The organism is Gracilibacillus oryzae, from assembly GCF_009498735.1.
Lineage (GTDB): Bacteria > Bacillota > Bacilli > Bacillales > Amphibacillaceae > Gracilibacillus > Gracilibacillus oryzae.
Genome location: NZ_ML762425.1, coordinates 26,011 through 47,678, shown reverse-complemented (window position 1 = coordinate 47,678; position 21,668 = coordinate 26,011). Strand labels below are relative to the sequence as shown.

Sequence of the window (21,668 nt, the reverse complement as noted above, 5' to 3'; positions counted from 1 at the left end):
GTTTTTTATTTAGTCTATTCTTCTGATCGTTTCCGTAACTGCTTTTACTCCAGCTATTATTGCTTCCTCATCAGGATTTAATTTACTGTGATGCAGGCCATATTCAGAGTCTACCCCTAACCAGAACATAAAACCAGGTATTTCCTTTAAGAAGTAACCAAAATCTTCTCCTGTCATCGCAGCATTTGCTTCAATGTAAGTAAGATCTGTTGAGTTTATAATTTCTTGAAATTGATTTACACAATTGCTCTCATTATATACTTGATAATACATAGCGCCATAATCAACAGCTATCTCGCAGTCATAGGATAGCTGGAATCCTTCGATAAACCTTTCAAGTTCACTTTTTATAACGGTCATCGTTTCCGGCTGAAGTGTACGAATCGTACCTTCTAATCTGGCTTTTTCAGCAATAATATTTTGAACAGTTCCTGCCGTCATTTTACCAATCGTGATCACACCACTGTCTAATGGATCGATTTTTCTGGAAATAATCTGCTGTAATTGTGTGACAAAAGTACTTGCCGTAACAATCATATCTTTTGTTAAATGGGGATAGGCAGCATGACCGCCTTTACCCTTGAAATCGATAAATAATTCGCTGGTATTCGCGAATAAGATCCCTGCTCTGCTTGAAACAGTTCCAACAGGCAACTCGGGGGCAATATGCAGTGCAAATATCTTATCAAGTTTCCACTGCTTAAAGGTCTCTGAATTCATAATTGGTTCCGCCCCGCCAGGACCTTCCTCTGCTGGTTGGAAAATAAATAAAATATTATCATCAACCGGATTTGATGCAACTTCATATAAAGCTCCTAATGCTATCGTCATATGGATATCATGGCCACATGCATGCATGTTCTCCTGATGTTGAGAGCTAAAAGGTAAACCTGTCTCCTCCACAATTGGCAATCCGTCAATATCTGTCCGGTACCCTATTGTTTGCTTTGGATTCAGTCCTTCTACGAAAGCAAACAAACCAGTTTTCCAGCGAGTTACTTGTATATTAGGAAGATTCATTTCTGCAATTGTTTTAAGTAAATATTCTTGTGTTTTATATTCCCTGAAGCCAAGTTCGGGAATCTGATGTAACTCTCTTCTTATTTCAATTAATTTTTCTTTATTCATGATTGAACTTCCTTTCAATATAACGGCCGCAGTACTTCTTTCTGTTAAAAAACAAGACAGGAAATCTTCATCCTGTCTTGCTCTTCCCTGCTAATATTAATCATCAAGCTTTCTTAGTGCTTCAATAATTTCTGTTTTTGATTTTGTCTGATCATCAATTTCTTTAATCACTTTTGCCGGCATTCCTGCAACAACGGTATTTGGCGGTACATCTTTCGTTACAATTGCTCCAGCTGCAACCACAGCACCTTCACCAACTCTTACACCTTCCAGCACTACAGCATTTGCGCCAATAACCACACCATCTTCGATCACTACCGGCTGTGCAGAAGGCGGCTCAATAACTCCTGCTAACACTGCTCCAGCTCCAACGTGGCAATTCTTACCAACTGTTGCTCTTCCGCCTAATGAGGCATTCATATCGATCATTGTACCTTCCCCGATAACAGATCCGATATTGATCATAGCACCAAACATAACAACCGCACCATCTCCGATTTCAACTTGATCGCGAATAATTGCACCAGGCTCGATACGTGCATTAATATTCTTCATATCAAGTAAAGGAATCGCAGAATTTCTGCGGTCATTTTCAATTACATAATCTTCAATTTGCTCTTTATATGTATTCAGAAGTTCATTTACTTCTTTCCATTCACCGAAAATAACTCCAGTTGTTTCATTTAAAAAAGTTTGAACAGAACTTGCTGCTTCTATTGCAGAAAGGTTATTACCCTTCACATACACTTTTACTGGTGTTGATTTCTTACTGTTTGAAATAAACGAAATAATTTCGTTTGCATCCATCATTTTCATTATCCATTTCCTCCAAATTATTTATATTTATTATAATGTACTAAAAAAAAACTGATAGTACAAGTATTTATGATTGCTCTATATAGACTGATTTATTTACTTCTTTTAAAATAGCTCTTCTCGTTAATATTCCAACAAAATGGTTTTCTTCATTTACAACACATGCAAAAGCATGATCAATGACTACTTTAATTGCTGTTAAGAAATCCGTATCTTGCTTGACTGTCGGCTGTTCTTTATGCATTACATCCTCTACTTTTATTTCTGACAGCCTTTCCATTTCAAACCGCTCCATTCCCATCACACTTTTTAATATAGGTGTTTTGGCAATTGTTCCTTTATATTTATAATCTGAATCCAGTACCGGAACAGATGAATAACCTGATTCTACTAAGACAAGCAATGCATGTTAAATTGGATTCCCTATTTGTACATGTGCTACTTTCTCTGCTGGTATCATTATTTCCTTTACATATAACCCTTCTAATCTCTGTTTTAATAAACTTGACATGTTGACACTCCTTTAAAAATTTGGTGAAGGAGTAAAGCTTTCACTCTACCTATTCTAACATAATTTTAAAAATTGTGTGTATTTCGATTGTTTGATAAGCTCATTTTTAAAACTCATGCTATAATAGAATTCAATATTTATTAGGAAAGGTATTAGATAATGAACCGTCGTACATTTTTAAAACGAATGATTGGAGGAATCATCTCAATATTCGGTATTGGTGGTGGAACTTATTATTATGCAAAAGAAATAGAACCAAAATTGCTCGATATCCATCATGTTCCTATTCAATCACCAAACATCCCTGCTGGTTTTGATTCGTATAAGATCTTACAATTTAGTGACACTCATCTTGGATTTCACTATTCGATAGAACAGCTAAAAGAACTAGTCAAGGAAATAAATGCAATGAACCCTGATGTAATTACCTTCACAGGCGATCTGGTGGATCATCCCCAGGAGTTTAGCTGGGATAATCAAATCGTCTCCACTTTATCAAGTATGAGTGCACCTGACGGCAAGTATTGGATATACGGCAATCATGATCATGGAGGTTACGGTACAGATATTGTAAAACAAGTATTCGATAATGCAGGTTTTCAATTGCTGAAAAATAGCCATAGTTTGTTAGAAAGAAACGGCGATAAGATCATGCTAGCAGGCCTGGACGATATTATGCTTGGCCAGCCCGATACAGAAGCAGCAATTCAATCAGAAGAAAAGATAGATTTTACTATATTATTAGTTCATGAGCCTGATTATGCTGACACTGTAAAAGATTATGATATTGATGTCCAAATCTCCGGACACAGTCATGGCGGACAAGTTCAAATGCCATTATTAGGATATATATATACACCTTATTTAGCAGAGAAATATGTGGAAGGGTATTATCAGGTTGGAACCAGGCCGCTTCAGCTGTATGTAAGCAGAGGAATAGGCACGACAAGGTTGCCATACCGCTTTCTATGTAAGCCGGAAGTTACATTATACGAATTAAAGAAAGGTTGATTAAGATGAAGATAAAATCAATATTATTACTGCTTATTACTGCTCTCGCCCTTACTGCTTGTGGCACAGCAAGTGACGGTAATAATGCATCAGGCAAAAGTGAGGAAACTAAAGGTACACAATATAAGGGCGATTTTGAAATTGAGGTGCAGGACTTTACATTTACCAACCAGGAAGGTGAAGAATTTTCCAAGAAGCAATTAGATGGAAAGTTTTGGGTTGCTAATATGGTATTTACTAATTGCACAACAGTTTGTCCTGCGATGACAGCAAATATGTCCCGATTACAGCAGCAATTAGCTGATGCAGGGGTAGAGGCTGAGCTTGTCTCCTTTTCTGTCGATCCTGCAAATGACACACCGGAATTATTAAAGCAATATGCAGAAGATAGAGGGGCTACTTTTGAAAACTGGAATTTACTCACAGGATATAATGATGAAGAAATTAAACAATTTGCCTCCAAATCATTTAAAGCTCTTGTAGAGAATCCAGAAAACAGTGATCAAGTAATTCATCAGACTACCTTCTACCTGGTCACACCTGATGGCTATGCGATAAAAGGATATAATGGGACGAAAGCAGATAATATGAAACAAATAGTTGAAGATATTAAAGCAATGAATTAAAGTAGGAGTAGAAGCTAAGTTAATCTTATGCTTCTACTGTTTTATTCACTTGAATTCGGAGGTGACAGAATGACAGACAAGACAAATCTAATCGGACAAGCATTGTTTATTGTAAATAGACATGCTAAGACTGCCCCAGATCCGTCTTATTTATATAAATTAAAAAAAGCAACAATGGTTCAATTGCTGCGTGATCAAAAAGCAAAGAAAATCGGGCTTCACTTTTCTAATAATCCGAAACAAAGCAGACAACATTCAGTTATGCTGGTGAAAGTTGGGGAATACTTCTTTCACATGCCACCTACAAAAGAAGATATGAAAGAATTAGAACATCTTGGTAACCTTGACAACAATTATCGCAATCCTAAGACAAATTTATCTCTTACAAAAGCAAAGAATATTCTGATTGAATACTTAAAATGGCCAAAGCGAACGTCTTCTGTGTCAAAAAATACAACTAAACCAGTTGCTCTAACTTCTTCCTATTTACGTTCCACTTCTCTCTCACCTTTTTACCATAAAAGAAAAAAATGAGGGCTAAATTCTATCAATATTTAGCCCTCATTTTCAAAATTGCCCATAATCTTTGAATAACTACACAAACGGAAAATGTGATAATAGTATAGATATAGTACTTTTTGTCTATAGAGGGGACTAGATGGTTCATTAACCAAAGTCCTGAAATACTTACAAAGATAAATGTCAAAAAGTTCTCCCACTCCAAAGCGATAAGAATCCTTATAAAAGGTTGTAATATATAGAATCCTGTTAATAATAACCCTACTGCGAAAATAATAACCATAACTTCTTTTTGCATTGTAATCATCAGAATATCCATTATTCTCAACATCTCATTCCAAACTTCTTCCCACAACTTTATTCCTTCTTTCTATACTGTTTATTTTTATGATAGAATATGTCAGTACACTAAAATTATCGCCATAAATCAACGTATTTATAATTGTTGGGAAGTATTTTGGAGGGAAATATTATGGAACATCTACTAAATGAGGAAGTAAAGGCAATTGAGATTTCAGGGATACGGAAATTCTTTAATTTAGTTCAAGGACAAGAAGATATCCTTTCTTTAACTATTGGACAACCTGATTTCCCAACCCCTGAACATGTAAAAGAAAGTGCAAAATTGGCAATCGATCAGAATTACACAACTTATACACATAATGCAGGCATCCTTCCGTTAAGAAAAGCCATATCGGAATTTGTCAAAGATAAATACAAACTCTCCTATCAGCCAGAGGATGAGATCATTGTAACAGTCGGTGCTTCTCAGGCTATAGACATTACATTGCGTACAATACTTAAGGAAGGAGATGAAGTGATTCTGCCAGGACCTGTATACCCGGGTTATGAGCCATTAATAAAATTGGCTGGAGCACAGCCGGTACACATTGACACAAGGCAAAATGCTTTTAAACTGACAGCAGATTTGATCGAAGACTATATTACACCAAAAACAAAAGCAATTCTTATCCCTTATCCATCTAATCCAACTGGAGTAACTTTAAGCGAACAAGAATTAGAAGAAATTTCAAGTTTAATTAAAGATAAAGAGATCTTTCTAGTCGCTGATGAAATTTACAGTGAATTAGTATATGACAAAGAACATTTTTCTATCGGCCGTTTTACCAGTATCCGTGATCAATTAATTATCATAAATGGAGTATCAAAGTCCCACTCAATGACCGGATTCCGAATCGGCTATATACTTGCACCATCCTGGTTAGCAAAACACATATTGAAAGTCCACCAATATAATGTATCCTGCGCCAGCTCCATTAGCCAATATGCAGCTTTAGAAGCAATTAAAAATGGAAAAAATGATCCTGAAGAAATGAAAGAGGCCTATAAGAAGCGAAGAGATTATATTATTGGGAGATGCCAAGCATTAGGTTTACAAACATACATCCCTGACGGGGGTTTTTATTTCTTCATTGATGTTTCAGAGTTGGGGCATTCTTCTTTTGATATTGCAATGGATATTGTTAAGAAAGCAAAAGTTGCATTAGTGCCAGGAAGTGCATTTTCTTCCTACGGCGAAGGATATTTACGTTTATCTTATGCTTATAATTTATCCACATTAGAAAAAGGGATGAATCGATTAGAAAATTATTTTAAGGAAACAGGTAAATAACTGTATGTATGCTTTTAAAACCATTTAAAATCAGAGCAAGATAAATTATAGTTATTTATCTTGCTCTTCATTTACTTTTTTCTATAGTACTCATAATCGTTTAATAATCGATCTAATTCCTGACTAATATTAAGTGATTCTTTGCTTGTAATCCCTTTCGTTAGAGCAACATCGGTCATTTCTTTACGCAGCTTTTCAATTTTACTCATCAGTTCCAATGGATATCTAGTCATTGCCCCATGTTACCCCTTTCAACTAATAATTGATATATATTTTCCCTTTATTCACTTTTATAAACACATTTTACATGAAATTACAATCTGCTGAATGCTTTTGATTATCCCAAAAAAAACAGGACTTGTAAATAGAAACAGAAAAGCAGACAAATAATCCTCAATTTCACATAAAGTTTGATCATTTTCGACAAAAAGTCTTACCATGGTAATGAAGTGACTTTCGGGGGATTTAACAATTAGGCAACAGGTTATACGAGGACATAATCGCACATCGAACCACCATAATAGGAAGAATAAGTTATTTAAAATAGATAATAATTATAATTATTGGGAAAATACAGATACACCATTCAACTGGTTTCCTGCTTATGTTGTAAGTTAAAATAACTTTTTCCTAGAGATGAAAAGCTATCTAATACCTACTACAGCCAGACTGTGACCTAGCAATAAAGAGCGATTCGCAGGCTAACTAATTTCTACCTGTATGGAGCTAACTTCATTCATAATTCCTTTCCGTTGCAAAAAGAAAATCCTCTTCTACAAAAAGAGGAATTTTCCCAATGCTTGCTTGTTCAATCTTATACACGGTCGAAAATACTAAACCCAATTAGTCCTAAAAGTAAGATCATTTCAATAACACCGAACATTTACACACACTCCTCTTTCAATACTGTATTTCTTTTATTATACTGGATATTTTTTTGAATACAACCTTGAAATATTCCATAACTTGAGATGGGGATTGATAAATTTAAGTAAAGATAAACAAATTAAGGTTGAAATCCTTTGGCTTTTGAGAAATAATAACTAAGTATAAAGTTCTAGCAACTTTTAATTTTTGACTAAAATGATTGGAGGGAAGAGATTGATTAAAAAAGGGTTAACTATCCTGCTTCTCATCTTTTTCGTCGGGTGTTCCAATAAGGATATCACAGCTAATATCACCGATGACACAGAGGAAGAAACGAACGATATTATAGCAACCACTACAGACAATACTCCAGTCAAGAAAGAACCATTGCCAGATGATAAAACTATTGATTTATCGGTTGATAACGAGATTATAGAAATTGATACAGAAGAAATACCCATTTTAAGCTACTTTCTTAGTACTTTTGAAAATAAACAAATTGGAATTAACACAATGACATTAGAAGAACTCGAAATAGAGAATTTATACTTATTATCTTTTAACTGTAATATAAATAATTGCTCCTATCTTCTTTTAGACCAGAATAACCCAAAGCGCAGTATGTTATTAAATGATTTTGTTCACCTGAAAAGTATTGTCCCATCTCCTTCAGAAGAAGATTTCCTCATTATATTTGAACATCGTCATTCTGATGAAATGGTTATTTTTAATCTGGATAAATGGAGGAAAAAAAATTTCGAACAAAACTTGAAAGAGTTTGGTGAAATACGATTATCAAATCCTGAATGGATTAATCAAAATGAATTTTCAGTTGATATTTTGCAATCCGAAGCCAATAATATGCAGAAAGTTACTTTTACAAAAGCAGAAGAAGAAATAATAGAAAAATAAAGGAGTGCTCTATTCGAAACGGAGCTCTCCTTTTGACTTAATATCAATTCGCTCATCATTAAGCAGAAATTGGGTATGAATATAGATTGTATGTGAACCTTTTGATAAATTTGAAAATTCCATCCGCTTTTGTGGGTGATAACTGTTACCCGGGTTTAAAAACATTGTTCTATGGCTTCCGGTAAAAACAGCATTTTCTTTATTGAGCGTCACTGCTGTTAGTGGTGTCCTGTGTTTTATTTCCACTATTTCATCACCAGTATATTCTAACGAACGAAGCACTTGAAATTTTTCTTTATCATTTAAAGCCTCGATACGTATATGTATAATATAATCTTCATATTGTTCACTAAAGTTCACAGTCTCTACTAAAGATGTCTTCATTGATTCGGCAACAAAAGCACCTATTATCAGGCCAAAACAAGTAATCAACAGCATGATTAAAATTAATTTTTTCCACATTTGACACTCCTCCTCGACCCCTCTTCTATATAGACGATTGAGAATAGCCAAAAGTTTCAAATTACCTCAATTTTTCTTTGTATTTGTCAAAAATTCACTAATTATATATTACCATATCTTCTAATTATATCCTAATATTTTCTCAGTATAGTTTTACTCACTTTTTAACAAAATAAGTGATGAACAGCACTCGTATGATGAAAGGAATATAGCAGATGAACTTAAAAATGTTTTGTTTCGCCATTCTTATCTTTTGCTTTCTATGTGCAGGTTGCAATGAAACTTCCAACGGATCGGATGGAGAAAGTATCCAGCAGCCATTGCCATTATCGACGCAAAACAGCATGTCTCCGTACAGTCTCCCCATTGCAGCACAAGAGGTAATGGATGACCAGAAAAACAAAATCGTCAAATATAAAGCACTACAGACAGAGAAAGATCTATTCATTGCCATTCAAGTAACAAGTTTAAATCAAATGAGTGAACAAGATATCGAGAAAAAAATCCAAAAAAAGTTAAAGAAAAAAATTCCGGAAAAGAAGGTTCATGTTACTTCTGATCAAAAATTTTTAATTGAAATAGGGAAATTACAATCAAAGAAAATAACAGACCAGAAAAAAATTGAAAAAAAGATAAAAGATATGAAAAAACTGCTAAAAGATTCAGCATGATGGAGATGAACACATGGCTAAACAACAAACAAATTATCAAAAATACGAATCAAAAATTGAACCAAAACGGCCTGTACTGAAAAATTGCTTAAAAGCATTTATCATTGGCGGGATTATCTGTGTAATTGGTCAGCTAATCTCAACATTTTATATGTATTTCTTTAATTTCACGGAACAAACTGTAGGGAATCCCACCACTGCTACGCTAATTTTTATTACTATGCTGCTTACCGGTTTTGGTGTCTATGATAAAATTGCGCAATTCGCCGGCGCAGGGACAGCTGTGCCTGTCACGGGTTTTGGCACTGCTGTTATTTCAGCAGCTATAGAGCATCGAACAGAAGGATTTGTTCAGGGTGTCGGGGGGAATATGTTTAAATTGGCCGGATCTGTCATATTATTTGGCGTATTTTCCTCTTTTCTGATAGCACTGATTAAAACGATTTTTTCATATTGGAGTTGATCATATGTTACAAGGAAAAGCAACTTGGGTTTTCAATAATCCACCGACCATTATATCTACAGGTACTGTCGGAGGGCCATTTGAAGAAAAGGGAAATATTGCAGATGATTTTGACTTATTTTTCTCTGACCAGTGGATGGAAGAAAAATCATTTGAACAAGCTCATCGTCATTTAATAGAAGAAGCAAGTACTATAGCACTGAAAAAAGGAAATGTAGACAGAGAAAATATTAACTTTTTTCTTCACGGTGATCTTATTAATCAAATTACACCTTCCAACTTTGCTGCCAGAGAACTGAAAATACCATACTTAGGACTTTTTAGTGCATGTGCCACTTCTATGGAAGGCTTAGCTCTATCTTCCCTGTTAGTTAGTGAAGGCAATGCAAACTATGTTCTAACAGGGACAGCAAGTCATACCAACGCTGCCGAAAGACAGTTCCGATATCCAAATGAATATGGCAGTCAAAAACCTGATACTTCCCAAAGGACAGTTACGGGTGCTGGTGTAGCTCTACTCGCAAAAAATGGCAATGGACCAAAAGTTACTTCAGCAACAATCGGGAAAGTTATGGATGAAGGAATGACAGATCCTTTTAACATGGGTGGCGCAATGGCTCCTGCTGCATTTGATACAATAAAACAACATTTTCTTGATCGAAATATAGATGAATCTTACTATGATTTGATTGTAACTGGTGACCTGGCGAAATACGGACGTATGATTTGTCTTGATCTATTTTCTAAAAATCAACAACCTATCACTGAAGATAAATTTCAGGATTGCGGTTTAATGATTTATAAAAAAGAACAATCAGTATTTGCAGGCGCAAGCGGACCAGCATGTTCTGCTGTGGTGACATATGGACACTTGCTGAAGAAATTAAAAAATAAAGAATATAAGAGAATATTAGTTGTCGCAACCGGTGCACTATTATCTCCATTAACCGTTCAACAGAAACAATCGATTCCATGCGTTGCTCATGCTGTATCGATCGAGAATATTAACTGAATGAGAGGTGAATAAAGATGGTATTTGTATGGGCGTTTCTCGTTGGTGGCTTAATATGCGTGATTGGTCAATTAATCCTGGATATTGCCAAATTGACTCCTGGTCATGCACTGAGCATCCTCGTAGTAATTGGTGCGATTTTAAATGGCTTCGGGTTATATGAACCGTTAATTGATTTCGCAGGAGCAGGAGCGACTGTTCCCATTACAAGTTTTGGTAACTCATTAACACAAGGTGCATTAGAAGAAGCAGAAAAACATGGACTTATTGGAGTAGTCACAGGAATGTTTGAAGTTACTAGTTCCGGGATTTCCTCCGCAATTATTTTTGGAATGATCGGTGCAATTTTTTTCAAACCAAAAGGATAACCGCCATCTTATTGTTAGATGACGGTTGTCTTTTAAAAATTAACGACAATCTTTCCTAATTGATTTTGGGATGCCAAATAATCAAATGCTTGATCTATCTCACTGAACGCAAATTGTCGGTCCATTATCGGTTTAACACGATGTTTTTCGGAAAACTGAAGCAGCTCATGCATCTCTTCCCTGCTCCCCATTGTTGATCCAATCATTTTGTATTGCCCGTAAAAGAACTTCCTTAAATCGAATGTCATTTCATCATTTGTTGAAGATCCATACGTGACTATTCTTCCCCCCTTTTTCAATACATCTAATGACTTGTTAAATGTCTTCCCGCCTATACTCTCTATTACTAAATCAATTGTTTCGTCAGACAATTGTTCTGTCCAGCTATCATCAGTCAATATGCCTTTATCATAACTTAATTTCTCTGCTGCTTTTAATTTATCCCTTTCCCGTGATGTCGTGATCACTCTCGCACCACATGCTTTAGCTAATAAAATGATAAATGAATTAACTCCCCCGCCAACTCCAGGTATAAATAATGTATCTGTTTCTTTCAATTGCCCTTGTGTAAATAAAGCCCTGTAGCCTGTTAATCCTGACAATGCAAATACTCCCGCCTCATCCCATGTAAGGTGCTCTGGTTTTCTTTCAGCAAAGTCTTCTGAAATAACCATTCTTTCTGCAAAAGTTCCAGAAAACGGTACCCCGACTATTTCAAAATCAGCTGGCGGAGCTTCACTTTTTTTATACCAATTGAGCCCAGGGTTTATGAATACTTCATCTCCTATTGCAAAACGAGTTACATTTTCCCCCGCTTCCACCACCACTCCAGCACCGTCTGAACCTAAAATATATGTATCATTATTTCCTGCTCGATGTTTGATCATAAGATCGCGGTGATTTAATCCTGCTGTTTTCAGCTGAACTTTTACTTCATTTACTCCTACTTCCGGTTCTTCCACTTCTGTCATCAGATAGTTGCCATTCTGTACAACATATGCCTTCATTTTTGCTCTCCACCCTTTTCAATATGTAATGGTATTCCTTTTTGAATACTTTCTTTCAGTCGGCTTTGCATCTCTCCTATTCCTTTTGTACCTAATAACGGAAATTCTATGATGTCAGCATCAACAAATACCGTTTCCATTATCTGACGGTATTTTTTCCCTGTTAAAACAACAATATGGCGGTAATGATCTAACTGTTTATCAATCAGCTGGCTTCTCAACTCACTTACTGAGATAACAGCTGGATTATTTCTTTGAAATGTCAGATCGTAATTTCCTCTCACGAGATCATCTGGTAAAAGAAAACCGTGTTTCGCTGATATGGTCACCCGATTGGGGACAAATTTTCTGGAATATTTAAGTGTTAGCTGGCGCAAGACACCAATATAAGCATCGTCTGCTCTTATTGCTCCTTTATCAGGATATTTATCCCATATTTTCTTTTTTCCACATGGTAAGACACATAATTTATCCAATTGTTCACCTCTAATAAAAAAATATACTATCTTAATTGTAGCTAAAATTACTACAGAATGAAAATGTTTGAATAGAATACCGGAAATTAATAAGATTTTTTCTTAAAGCAGAGAATCAATCATATTAATCATGTAACCGTTTACCGATAATTTATTTTTTTTGAAATGTCAGAAAATTTTTAAAAAACGGTTGACCAAATGTAAAAATGGTTGTATTATTGTCGTCAATCAGATAATTTCTTTTACACAATTTTTATTAAATATCCTGTGGACAGAATGTTATCTTTCGTATAGTATAAACTATAACAATAATTATATAGATCGAAAAACGTTGAAGGGAACAAAGGATTAAGAAATTGTATTCATAGAGAGCCGATGATGCTGGGAATTCGGTAATACACCTTAATCTGACTACTCATCCCTGAGTGTTATACTGAAAAGTCTTCCAAGTAAGTATAACCAGGTGTTAATCACCTGTTACCAAAAAGGAAACTATCTATTTTTCAGATCCAGATAGCTTCGCGAGGCAATATTTGTAAAAATATTGCGAATCAGGGTGGTACCGTGAAAAGAAAGGCCTTTTCTCCCTTGTTGATTAGCTCCTCCTATTTGTGAGCAATGAACAAGTTAGAAATGGCCTTTTTTATATGTATAAAGCTGCTTTTTATCTAAGATGGAATCACAATCAACGACTCCATTATTTAAATAAATTCGATTTATAGGAGGGATTAAAGTGGAAAGAACACAAAAGCAGGCAGAAGAATCATCATTGAAAAAAGAACCAAAAACAGGTGCTGACTTGCTAGTCGAATCGTTGATTAACGAGGGTGTAGAAACATTATTTGGTTACCCAGGTGGTGCAGCCCTGCCAATCTTCGACGCACTGTATAAAGCACAGGAATCATTCACACAAATTCTGGCTCGTCATGAACAAGGGTCGATTCATGCAGCTGAGGGTTATGCAAGAGTCTCTGGTAAGCCTGGTGTAGTTATTGCAACATCTGGACCTGGCGCGACAAACTTAGTTACAGGAATTGCTGATGCCATGATTGACTCCTTGCCATTAATCGTAATTACAGGGCAAGTTGCACAAGGTGTGATTGGAACTGATGCTTTCCAGGAAGTGGATGTAATGGGTGTAACAACTCCTATTACGAAACACAATTATCAAGTTAGAGATGTAAAAGAACTGCCAAGAATTGTAAAAGAAGCTTTCCATATTGCGACAACTGGCCGTCCGGGGCCTGTCCTAATTGACATGCCTAAAGATATTTCAGCTGAAGTAATTGAAGAAACCTTACAAGCAGAAGTTGAACTTGACTTACCAGGATATCAGCCAACAACAAAGCCGAATCCATTACAAATTAAGAAATTGGCAGAAAAAATCGGCAAAGCAAAAAAACCGGTTATTCTAGCAGGAGCTGGAATTTTGTTCGCGAAAGCTTCAGAAGAAATTAGAGAATTTGCAGAAAAGTACTCCCTCCCTGTTACATCAACACTTTTAGGATTGGGGGCATTCCCTGGTGAACATCCGCTCTTCCTTGGTATGGCAGGAATGCACGGTACTTATGCAGCAAATACTGCGCTGTATGAATGTGATTTACTGATTAATATTGGAGCAAGATTTGATGACAGGTTAACAGGAAATCTCTCGTCATTTGCACCAAATGCTACAGTAGCTCATGTTGATATTGACCCAGCTGAAATCGGCAAAAACGTTCCAACTGATATCCCTATTGTGGGTGATGCAAAAGAAGCGTTGAAAAAGTTACTATCAAGTGAAATCTCTCAACCTGAACACGATGAGTGGCTTGTAAGAATTCATGAAAATATGAAAGAATATCCTTTATGGTTTAATAAACCTGATACTGAAATGATCGGCCAATGGGTAATCCAGAAAATCCATGAAAAGACAGAAGGGAAAGCAATTGTGACAACAGATGTTGGTCAGCATCAAATGTGGTCAGCTCAATTTTATAAATTTAATACTCCTGACCGCTGGGTATCTTCTGGCGGACTAGGAACAATGGGATTTGGCTTCCCTGCTGCCATTGGAGCTCAGCTTGCTAAACCGGATGATACAGTTGTTTCCATCGTAGGTGATGGCGGATTTCAGATGACGTTGCAGGAATTATCTATCCTGCAGGAGCGTGGATTACCTGTCAAAGTTATTATTGTTAATAACCAGGCATTAGGAATGGTAAGACAATGGCAGGAAGCATTTTATTCGGAACGCTACTCACAATCGATTTTCAGTATCCAGCCTGATTTTGTAAAACTTGCAGAATCATATGGCATTAAAGGCATTAAGGTGGATACACAGGAAGACTTTATGAAAGCATTACCGGAAATCTTTGATTATGAGGGTCCTGTCGTAGTCGATGCCCGAGTTATCCAGCAAGAAAATGTATTCCCGATGATCGCTCCAGGCAAAGGATTAAATGAAATGATTGGGGTGAAACCATGAAACGAATTATAACAGCAACCGTAAGAAATCGAAGTGGAGTATTAAACCGTGTAACAAGTCTTCTGCAACGTCGTCAATTTAATATTGAAAGTATCTCTGTCGGCAGAACCGAAACAGAAGGTATGTCGAAAATGACGTTTGTAGTTGATGTGGAGGATTATCAGAAATTAGAACAAGTAACCAAGCAATTAAATAAGCAGATCGATGTTATTAAAGTTTCAGACATTTCAGAAAAAGCAATTGTTGCTCGTGAGCTGGCATTAATTAAGATTGTGAGCAACAGCCAATTGCGGACAGAAATTCAAGGAATTATTGACCCGTTCCGTGCATCGATTATTGATGTAAGCAAAGAGAGCTTATCGATTCAAGTTACTGGTAAGCCTGAAAAAATCGAAGCATTAATCGAACTGTTAAAACCATATGGCATCAAAGAATTAGCAAGAACTGGTGTTACTGCCCTAGTTCGCGGCCAACAGCCAGTAAGCAGTGACAGCAGCTCCATTTTAGGATAAACCAATTCATATATAATAGGAAAGTTTCTTGTAAGCTTTCCTACTACTATAAATATAAAATATTAATTATTGAGAGGATGTAATTTACATGACAAAAGTACTTTATAACAACAATATCAACGAAGAGGTATTACAATCTAAAAAAATCGCCATCATTGGATATGGATCACAAGGTCATGCTCATGCATTAAATTTAAAAGAAAGTGGTTTTAATGTAGTTGTAGGTCTTCGTAAAGGCCGTTCATGGGATAAAGCAGTAGAAGATGGTGTAGAAGTTAAGACAGTTGCCGAAGCATCGAAAGAAGCTGACGTAATTATGATCCTTCTTCCTGATGAGTACCAGCCAGCTATTTATAAAGAAGCAATTGAACCAAACTTAGAAGCTGGTAATGCATTAGTATTTGCACATGGTTTCAACATTCACTTTAACCAAATCGTACCACCATCAGATGTTGATGTATTCTTAGTTGCACCAAAAGGTCCTGGTCATCTTGTACGCAGAACTTATCAAGAAGGTGCTGGAGTTCCGGGTCTTTACGGTATTTTCCAAGATGCTACAGGTAATGCAAAAGATATCGCGTTAGCTTACGCTAAAGGAATTGGCGCAGGTCGTGCTGGTATTTTAGAAACTACATTCCAGGAAGAGACAGAAACAGATCTGTTCGGTGAGCAAGCAGTTCTTTGTGGTGGTGCTTCTGCATTAGTAAAAGCTGGTTTCGAAACATTAGTAGAAGCTGGTTATCAGCCAGAAGTTGCTTACTTTGAATGTCTGCATGAATTAAAATTAATCGTTGACTTAATGTATGAAGGTGGACTTGAAAACATGCGCCACTCTATTTCAGATACTGCTGAGTGGGGAGATTTCATGTCAGGACCACGCGTTGTTGATGAAAGCACAAAAGCTCGTATGAAAGATGTACTTACAGATATTCAAACAGGGAAATTCGCACAAGGCTGGATCCTTGAAAACCAGGCAAACCGTCCACGCTATACTGCAATCAAACGTGCAGAAAGTGAACACCAAATTGAAAAAGTAGGGAAAGAGCTTCGTGAGTTAATGCCATTTGTTAAGCAAAAGGCTATTAATAAGAAGGAAGTGGTCTCTAATGACTCAAATTAAGATTTTTGATACCACACTTAGAGATGGTGAACAATCACCTGGTGTGAATCTGAATCAATTAGAAAAATTAGAACTAGCAAAACAATTAGAACGCTTTGGGGTGGATATTATGGAAGCAGGATTTCCTGCTTCCTCCCAGGGTGATTTTGATGCAGTTAAAAAAATCGCAGACACAGTCAAGAACGTACAAGTTGCCGGTCTGGCACGCGCGGTTAAATCAGACATTGATGCATGTCGTGATGCGCTGAAAAATGCAGCACATCCAAGACTCCATGTTTTTATTGCCACCTCCCCTATTCATATGGAATACAAGTTAAAGAAAACCCCTGATGAAGTAATTGAAACAGCAGTGGAGATGGTTAAGTACGGAAAACAGTATTTTGATAATATTGAATGGTCTGCAGAAGACGCTTCCCGTTCAGACCTTGATTTTTTAGTTAAAATTATTGAAAAAGTTATTGATGCTGGTGCAACTGTAATCAACTTACCTGATACAGTTGGATACACAATGCCTCGTGAATATGGTGCGATGTTCCGCTACATTAAAGAAAATGTTCCAAATATCGACAAAGTAGATCTATCATGTCACTGTCATGATGATTTAGGAATGGCTTTAGCCAACTCATTTGCAGCAGTAGAAAACGGTGCTACACAGGTTGAGGGAACAATTAATGGCATCGGAGAACGTGCTGGTAATGCTTCATTGGAAGAATTCAGTGTTGCGTTAAACATTCGCCAGGATTACTATCCCTATCATACAAATGTTGTTCTAAAAGAAATTAAGCGCACAAGTGACATGGTTAGTAAATTTACCGGTATGACAGTGCCTGGCAATAAAGCTGTTGTAGGACGTAATGCTTTTGCCCATGAGTCTGGTATTCACCAGGATGGTGTGTTGAAGAATGCACAAACTTATGAAATTATTACACCGGAATTAGTTGGTGTTCAGTCAAACAATCTGGTACTTGGTAAACACTCAGGAAAACATGCTTTTACTGATAAGATTGAACAACTTGGGTTCTCACTTACGGAAGAGAAAATAAAAGAAGCGTTTAAAGCATTTAAATCTCTAACTGATCGTAAAAAAGAAGTGACGGATGATGACCTGTTTGCCATTCTAACAGATATTCAGACAGATACTTCAAATGTAAAACGTTATACACTGAAAGAATTCAAAGTTCAATATGGTTCTTCAGATAAGCCCAGTGCAACAGTTACATTAAACACACCAAATGATGAGCTGGTTGAAGATACAGGAACAGGCCAAGGCAGTGTAGAAGCTTTATACAATACACTTGATCAGATCATTCATGAAGAGACACACTTAACAGATTTCCAGCTGAACTCTATCGGCAAAGGAAGAGATGCTTTAGCAGAAGTACATGTCAGCTTAACAGTTGATCGTATTGCTGTCAGCGGACGTGGTTCGGCACAGGATGTTCTCGAAGCTGCCGTTCAGGCCTATTTAAACGGTGTAAATCGTGCCATTTATCGTCAGAAAACAGAATAAACGGTTTGAAAAGTGTAGGAGGTTTAAACAGTGAGCAATAAAATTGTCCTGCTTCCAGGCGACGGAATTGGTGCAGAAGTTATCTATTCAGCCAAAGATGTCTTAGAAGCAATCAGTCAAAAATTTAACAAACCTTTCGAATTTACTTCACATGATATTGGTGGGATAGCGATTGATAATCATGGTACTCCCCTTCCAGAAGAAACGGTGGATGCGTGTAAAAAAGCCGATGCTGTTTTACTGGGAGCGGTTGGTGGACCGAAATGGGATAACAACCCATCTGATTTACGACCAGAACGAGGGTTGCTTGGAATTCGTAAGGCTTTGGATCTTTATGCTAATTTGCGTCCTGTTAAAGGATTCAAAAAATTATTACACGCTTCCCCACTCAGGCAAGATATTATCCAAGGCAGTGATTTACTGATTGTTCGTGAACTTACAGGCGGACTTTACTTTGGAGAGCCAAGTGAACGACGTGATAATGGAAATGCAGTTGTAGATACACTTTCCTATACACGTAAAGAAATTGAACGCATTGTCGATAAAGCATACCAAAGTGCGCAATTGCGTGGAAAGCACCTCACTTCTGTAGATAAAGCAAATGTCTTAGAATCTAGTAAACTATGGCGAGAGATTGTTGAGGAAAAGAAAGCAGATTATCCTGATGTAACAGTTAATCACGTTTTAGTTGATGCAGCGGCAATGAAGCTGATTATGATGTCATTGTTACTGAGAACATGTTCGGTGATATTTTAAGTGATGAAGCTTCTGTCTTAACTGGATCACTTGGCATGTTACCTTCTGCCAGTTTAGCAGAGAATGGTGTTGGTCTATACGAACCAGCCCATGGTTCCGCACCAGATATTGCAGGAAAAGGAATTGCCAACCCAATCGCAATGATACTATCTGCTGCCATGATGCTCCGCTATTCGTTTGAAATGAATGAGGAAGCACAAGCAATTGAAGATGCTGTGGAAAGTGTATTGAACCAAGGATTCCATACAGCTGATCTAAAAAGTAATGATGGTAAATTAGTCAACACAAATGAAATGACAGAGCTTGTTGTAAAAGCAATTTTAAAATAATTTTTCTTGATCAGCTAATCTCGGCATTCGCCATGTACCATTGCGGGTGCCGTAGTTTTTTAAACATTTGCCAAAAATTAATGTAAGGAGTGAAACAGATGAGAAAGCCTAAAACAGTTATTGAAAAGATTTGGGAAAAACATATTGTTCATCATGAAGAAGGAAAACCAGATCTATTATATATTGATTTGCATTTAGTTCATGAGGTTACCTCCCCTCAGGCATTTGAAGGTTTGCGGATGAATAATCGTAAAGTGCGCCGTCCTGATCGTACTTTTGCTACAATGGATCACAATGTCCCGACTATTCACCGAAATGTTATTAAGGATGAAGTATCCAAAACACAAATGGAGACATTGAAGGTGAACTGTGAAGAATTTGGTGTACCACTAGCAGATATTCATCACCCTGATCAAGGCATTGTTCATGTTATTGGTCCTGAATTAGGTCTTACTCAACCTGGTAAAACAATTGTATGTGGTGACAGTCATACTTCGACACATGGAGCGTTTGGTGCTTTAGCTTTTGGTATTGGTACAAGTGAAGTAGAACATGTTTTAGCTACCCAGACAATTTGGCAAGCAAAACCTAAAACACTAAATGTAAAAGTGGATGGTAAATTAGGCAAAGGGGTCACAGCTAAAGATTTAATTTTGGCAATCATCGGTAAATTCGGTGTAAAATTCGGAACTGGTTATGTGATTGAATATACTGGGGAAGCTGTTCGCAGCCTTTCCATGGAAGGTCGTATGACAGTTTGTAATATGTCGATTGAAGCAGGTGCTCGTGCTGGGTTAATCAGCCCTGATGATACTACAGTCGAATTCCTTCGCGGCCGCCGTCACGTACCGGAAGGTGAAGCATTTGATCAGCTTGCCGAAGAATGGAAAGCTCTGGCTACTGACGAAGGCGCTGTATATGATGAAACAGTTGAAATCAATGCAGAGGAAATTGAGCCACAAGTAACTTGGGGAACAAACCCTGGTATGTGTATTCCGGTAAGCGAAACAGTACCAACAGTAGAAGACGGAACGAATGAAAATGAAAAAGAAGAAATTAAGCGCGCATTAGAATATATGGGACTTAAGGGCGGCGAACCAATCGATTCTGTTCCAATTGAGCATGTATTTATTGGTTCTTGTACTAATTCTCGTCTTGCCGACTTAAGAAAAGCGTCAGAAATTGTTAAAGGACACAAAGTAAATCCAAATGTCCGCGCAATTGTAGTACCTGGTTCGCATAGTGTTAAGGCTCAGGCTGAAGCGGAAGGTATTGATGTGATTTTCAAAGAAGCCGGTTTTGAATGGCGTGAAGCTGGATGCAGTATGTGCCTTGCAATGAATGATGATGTTGTACCTGAAGGAGAACGTTGTGCATCCACTTCTAACCGTAACTTTGAAGGTCGCCAAGGAACAGGCGCGCGAACACACTTAGTAAGTCCGGAAATGGCTGCTGCTGCTGCAATCAAAGGGCATTTCTACGATGTTCGCCACTTAGATGTTCATGCAACAATTTAAATAGAACGTGATAACAAGGGGGTAACGTAAATGGAACCAATAAGAAAACATGAAGGTCTTGTTTTTCCTTTAAACCGTGCAAATGTGGATACAGATCAGATTATTCCTAAACAGTTTTTAAAACGTATTTCTCGTCAAGGGTTCGGTCAATTTGTTTTTTACAATTGGCGCTTTGATTCAAAAGGTGAACTGCGGAATGATTTCTCGTTAAATCAGCCAAAATATGAAAATACTTCTATTTTAGTCGCTGGAGAAAATTTCGGCTGCGGGTCTTCGCGTGAGCATGCACCATGGGCATTACAGGATTACGGTTTCCGTGTAATCATTGCACCAAGTTATGCCGACATTTTTTATAATAACTGTACGAAAAATGGTATCTTACCTGTTATTTTGACAGAAGATGAAGTTCAAACATTAATTAATAACGCGGAAGCTGAGCAATATCACTTAACAGTAGACTTGGAAACCAAAAAAGTTTATGACAGCCAAGGATTTGAAGCAACTTTTGATCTGGATGATTATAAACGCGAAATGTTGTTAAATGGCTGGGACGATATTGCTGTGACTTTATCTCATGCTGATAAAATTGATCAATTTGAAGCAGCACGTGATTAAATAGCTCTTTGTTAAAGCTGATCTCCACAGGTCAGCTTTTTTTATTATCCTCCCCTTCCCTACCCCAATTATGACATCATTTCCATAAACATTTTTTAGTGAGAAGAACACATTCGGTTATACTAAGCAAAGCAGGAGGTGAAACTTATGCTGACAGAACAACAATTAAAGGAATGCAAGCATGAATTATTAGAACGCAAACAGGAAATTGCCGAGCATTTAGAAGACCATTTTGGTTTAAATCTCGAACTAATTAAAGAATCCATGTCTGAACTGTCCAATTACGATAATCATCCTGGGGACCATGGTACAGAATTATTTGAACGAGAAAAAGACATTGCACTCAATGAACACATCGAG

Annotated in this window: 22 protein-coding genes and 3 pseudogenes; 17 read left to right on the top strand and 8 right to left on the bottom strand. The window is 37.0% G+C overall.

Annotation, left to right across the window (positions count from 1 at the left end):
• Positions 1–9 precede the first annotated feature (9 nt).
• The 3 genes and pseudogenes from F9U64_RS02945 to cbpB all read right to left on the bottom strand — a co-directional run bounded on the left by F9U64_RS02945 (position 10) and on the right by cbpB (position 2,455).
• Positions 10–1,128: an N-acetyldiaminopimelate deacetylase gene (locus F9U64_RS02945; RefSeq protein WP_153401524.1), complete on the bottom strand. Its 1,119-nt coding sequence runs from the start codon at positions 1,126–1,128 to the stop codon at positions 10–12.
• 96 nt (positions 1,129–1,224) lie between these two features.
• Positions 1,225–1,944 carry a 2,3,4,5-tetrahydropyridine-2,6-dicarboxylate N-acetyltransferase gene (gene dapD / locus F9U64_RS02940; RefSeq protein WP_153401522.1) on the bottom strand — a complete coding sequence of 240 codons (720 nt, stop codon included), beginning with the start codon at positions 1,942–1,944 and terminating at the stop codon, positions 1,225–1,227.
• Positions 1,945–2,011: 67 nt separating this feature from the next.
• Positions 2,012–2,455: pseudogene (cbpB, locus tag F9U64_RS02935) on the bottom strand (cyclic-di-AMP-binding protein CbpB).
• 159 nt (positions 2,456–2,614) lie between these two features.
• Between cbpB and F9U64_RS02930 the strand changes: the two are divergent.
• From F9U64_RS02930 to F9U64_RS02920, 3 genes are all read left to right on the top strand, one after another.
• Positions 2,615–3,466 carry a metallophosphoesterase gene (locus tag F9U64_RS02930; RefSeq protein ID WP_153401520.1) on the top strand — a complete coding sequence of 284 codons (852 nt, stop codon included), beginning with the start codon at positions 2,615–2,617 and terminating at the stop codon, positions 3,464–3,466.
• A gap of 5 nt (positions 3,467–3,471) precedes the next feature.
• Positions 3,472–4,092, top strand: coding sequence for an SCO family protein (locus F9U64_RS02925; protein ID WP_194287266.1), 621 nt, complete (start codon positions 3,472–3,474; stop codon positions 4,090–4,092).
• 69 nt (positions 4,093–4,161) lie between these two features.
• The gene (locus F9U64_RS02920; protein ID WP_153401518.1) at positions 4,162–4,626 is read left to right on the top strand and encodes a YkyB family protein; all 465 of its coding nucleotides are present in this window, start codon (positions 4,162–4,164) and stop codon (positions 4,624–4,626) included.
• Between the two features lie 13 nt (positions 4,627–4,639).
• Here the strand turns inward: F9U64_RS02920 and F9U64_RS02915 are convergent, their stop codons facing one another.
• Complete coding sequence (locus tag F9U64_RS02915) at positions 4,640–4,966, bottom strand: hypothetical protein (protein WP_153401517.1); 327 nt, start codon at positions 4,964–4,966, stop codon at positions 4,640–4,642.
• A 117-nt stretch (positions 4,967–5,083) separates the two neighbouring features.
• Between F9U64_RS02915 and F9U64_RS02910 the strand changes: the two genes are divergently transcribed.
• Positions 5,084–6,244, top strand: coding sequence for an aminotransferase A (locus tag F9U64_RS02910; protein WP_153401515.1), 1,161 nt, complete (start codon positions 5,084–5,086; stop codon positions 6,242–6,244).
• A 71-nt stretch (positions 6,245–6,315) separates the two neighbouring features.
• On the opposite strand, the gene F9U64_RS02905 is transcribed toward F9U64_RS02910, so the two are convergent.
• Positions 6,316–6,477, bottom strand: a complete 162-nt coding sequence (locus F9U64_RS02905; protein ID WP_153401513.1) for an aspartyl-phosphate phosphatase Spo0E family protein — start codon at positions 6,475–6,477, stop codon at positions 6,316–6,318.
• Between the two features lie 868 nt (positions 6,478–7,345).
• On the opposite strand from F9U64_RS02905, the gene F9U64_RS02900 reads away from it, so the two are divergent.
• Entirely contained in the window at positions 7,346–8,023 is a 678-nt protein-coding gene (locus F9U64_RS02900) for a hypothetical protein (protein WP_153401511.1), read from the top strand.
• Between the two features lie 9 nt (positions 8,024–8,032).
• Here F9U64_RS02900 and F9U64_RS02895 read toward each other — a convergent pair whose 3' ends face one another.
• The gene (locus F9U64_RS02895; RefSeq protein WP_153401509.1) at positions 8,033–8,485 is read right to left on the bottom strand and encodes a hypothetical protein; all 453 of its coding nucleotides are present in this window, start codon (positions 8,483–8,485) and stop codon (positions 8,033–8,035) included.
• Positions 8,486–8,700: 215 nt separating this feature from the next.
• On the opposite strand from F9U64_RS02895, the gene F9U64_RS02890 reads away from it, so the two are divergent.
• The 4 genes from F9U64_RS02890 to spoVAE are packed head-to-tail and all read left to right on the top strand — an operon-like array spanning position 8,701 to position 10,999.
• Positions 8,701–9,156 carry a YhcN/YlaJ family sporulation lipoprotein gene (locus F9U64_RS02890; RefSeq protein ID WP_153401507.1) on the top strand — a complete coding sequence of 152 codons (456 nt, stop codon included), beginning with the start codon at positions 8,701–8,703 and terminating at the stop codon, positions 9,154–9,156.
• A 13-nt stretch (positions 9,157–9,169) separates the two neighbouring features.
• Positions 9,170–9,619, top strand: coding sequence for a stage V sporulation protein AC (spoVAC, locus tag F9U64_RS02885; RefSeq protein WP_153401505.1), 450 nt, complete (start codon positions 9,170–9,172; stop codon positions 9,617–9,619).
• 4 nt (positions 9,620–9,623) lie between these two features.
• Positions 9,624–10,631, top strand: coding sequence for a stage V sporulation protein AD (spoVAD, locus tag F9U64_RS02880; protein ID WP_153401503.1), 1,008 nt, complete (start codon positions 9,624–9,626; stop codon positions 10,629–10,631).
• Positions 10,632–10,648: 17 nt separating this feature from the next.
• Positions 10,649–10,999, top strand: a complete 351-nt coding sequence (gene spoVAE / locus F9U64_RS02875) for a stage V sporulation protein AE (RefSeq protein ID WP_153401501.1) — start codon at positions 10,649–10,651, stop codon at positions 10,997–10,999.
• Between the two features lie 32 nt (positions 11,000–11,031).
• Here spoVAE and F9U64_RS02870 read toward each other — a convergent pair whose 3' ends face one another.
• Both F9U64_RS02870 and F9U64_RS02865 read right to left on the bottom strand, forming a co-directional pair.
• Positions 11,032–12,006 carry a zinc-binding dehydrogenase gene (locus F9U64_RS02870; RefSeq protein ID WP_153401499.1) on the bottom strand — a complete coding sequence of 325 codons (975 nt, stop codon included), beginning with the start codon at positions 12,004–12,006 and terminating at the stop codon, positions 11,032–11,034.
• Complete coding sequence (locus F9U64_RS02865) at positions 12,003–12,482, bottom strand: DUF6884 domain-containing protein (protein WP_153401497.1); 480 nt, start codon at positions 12,480–12,482, stop codon at positions 12,003–12,005. Before F9U64_RS02865 ends, F9U64_RS02870 begins: the two co-directional genes overlap by 4 nt.
• A gap of 733 nt (positions 12,483–13,215) precedes the next feature.
• Here F9U64_RS02865 and ilvB point away from each other — a divergent pair.
• The 8 genes and pseudogenes from ilvB to F9U64_RS22805 all read left to right on the top strand — a co-directional run.
• Entirely contained in the window at positions 13,216–14,949 is a 1,734-nt protein-coding gene (ilvB, locus tag F9U64_RS02860) for a biosynthetic-type acetolactate synthase large subunit (RefSeq protein ID WP_153401495.1), read from the top strand.
• On the top strand, positions 14,946–15,461 hold the full coding sequence (gene ilvN, locus F9U64_RS02855; RefSeq protein ID WP_153401494.1) for an acetolactate synthase small subunit: 516 nt from the start codon (positions 14,946–14,948) through the stop codon (positions 15,459–15,461). Before ilvB ends, ilvN begins: the two co-directional genes overlap by 4 nt.
• 88 nt (positions 15,462–15,549) lie before the next feature.
• Positions 15,550–16,581: a ketol-acid reductoisomerase gene (gene ilvC, locus F9U64_RS02850; protein WP_153401492.1), complete on the top strand. Its 1,032-nt coding sequence runs from the start codon at positions 15,550–15,552 to the stop codon at positions 16,579–16,581.
• The gene (locus tag F9U64_RS02845) at positions 16,568–18,091 is read left to right on the top strand and encodes a 2-isopropylmalate synthase (RefSeq protein ID WP_153401490.1); all 1,524 of its coding nucleotides are present in this window, start codon (positions 16,568–16,570) and stop codon (positions 18,089–18,091) included. The genes ilvC and F9U64_RS02845 overlap by 14 nt, the downstream gene beginning before the upstream one ends.
• Before the next feature lie 30 nt (positions 18,092–18,121).
• Positions 18,122–19,176 (top strand): annotated as a pseudogene (leuB, locus tag F9U64_RS02840) (3-isopropylmalate dehydrogenase).
• Between the two features lie 98 nt (positions 19,177–19,274).
• The gene (gene leuC, locus F9U64_RS02835; RefSeq protein WP_153401488.1) at positions 19,275–20,693 is read left to right on the top strand and encodes a 3-isopropylmalate dehydratase large subunit; all 1,419 of its coding nucleotides are present in this window, start codon (positions 19,275–19,277) and stop codon (positions 20,691–20,693) included.
• A gap of 30 nt (positions 20,694–20,723) precedes the next feature.
• Positions 20,724–21,308 (top strand): 3-isopropylmalate dehydratase small subunit, encoded by a 585-nt coding sequence (leuD, locus tag F9U64_RS02830; RefSeq protein WP_153401487.1) that lies wholly within the window; start codon positions 20,724–20,726, stop codon positions 21,306–21,308.
• A 147-nt stretch (positions 21,309–21,455) separates the two neighbouring features.
• A pseudogene (locus F9U64_RS22805) lies at positions 21,456–21,668 on the top strand (yteA family sporulation protein); the annotation flags it as partial.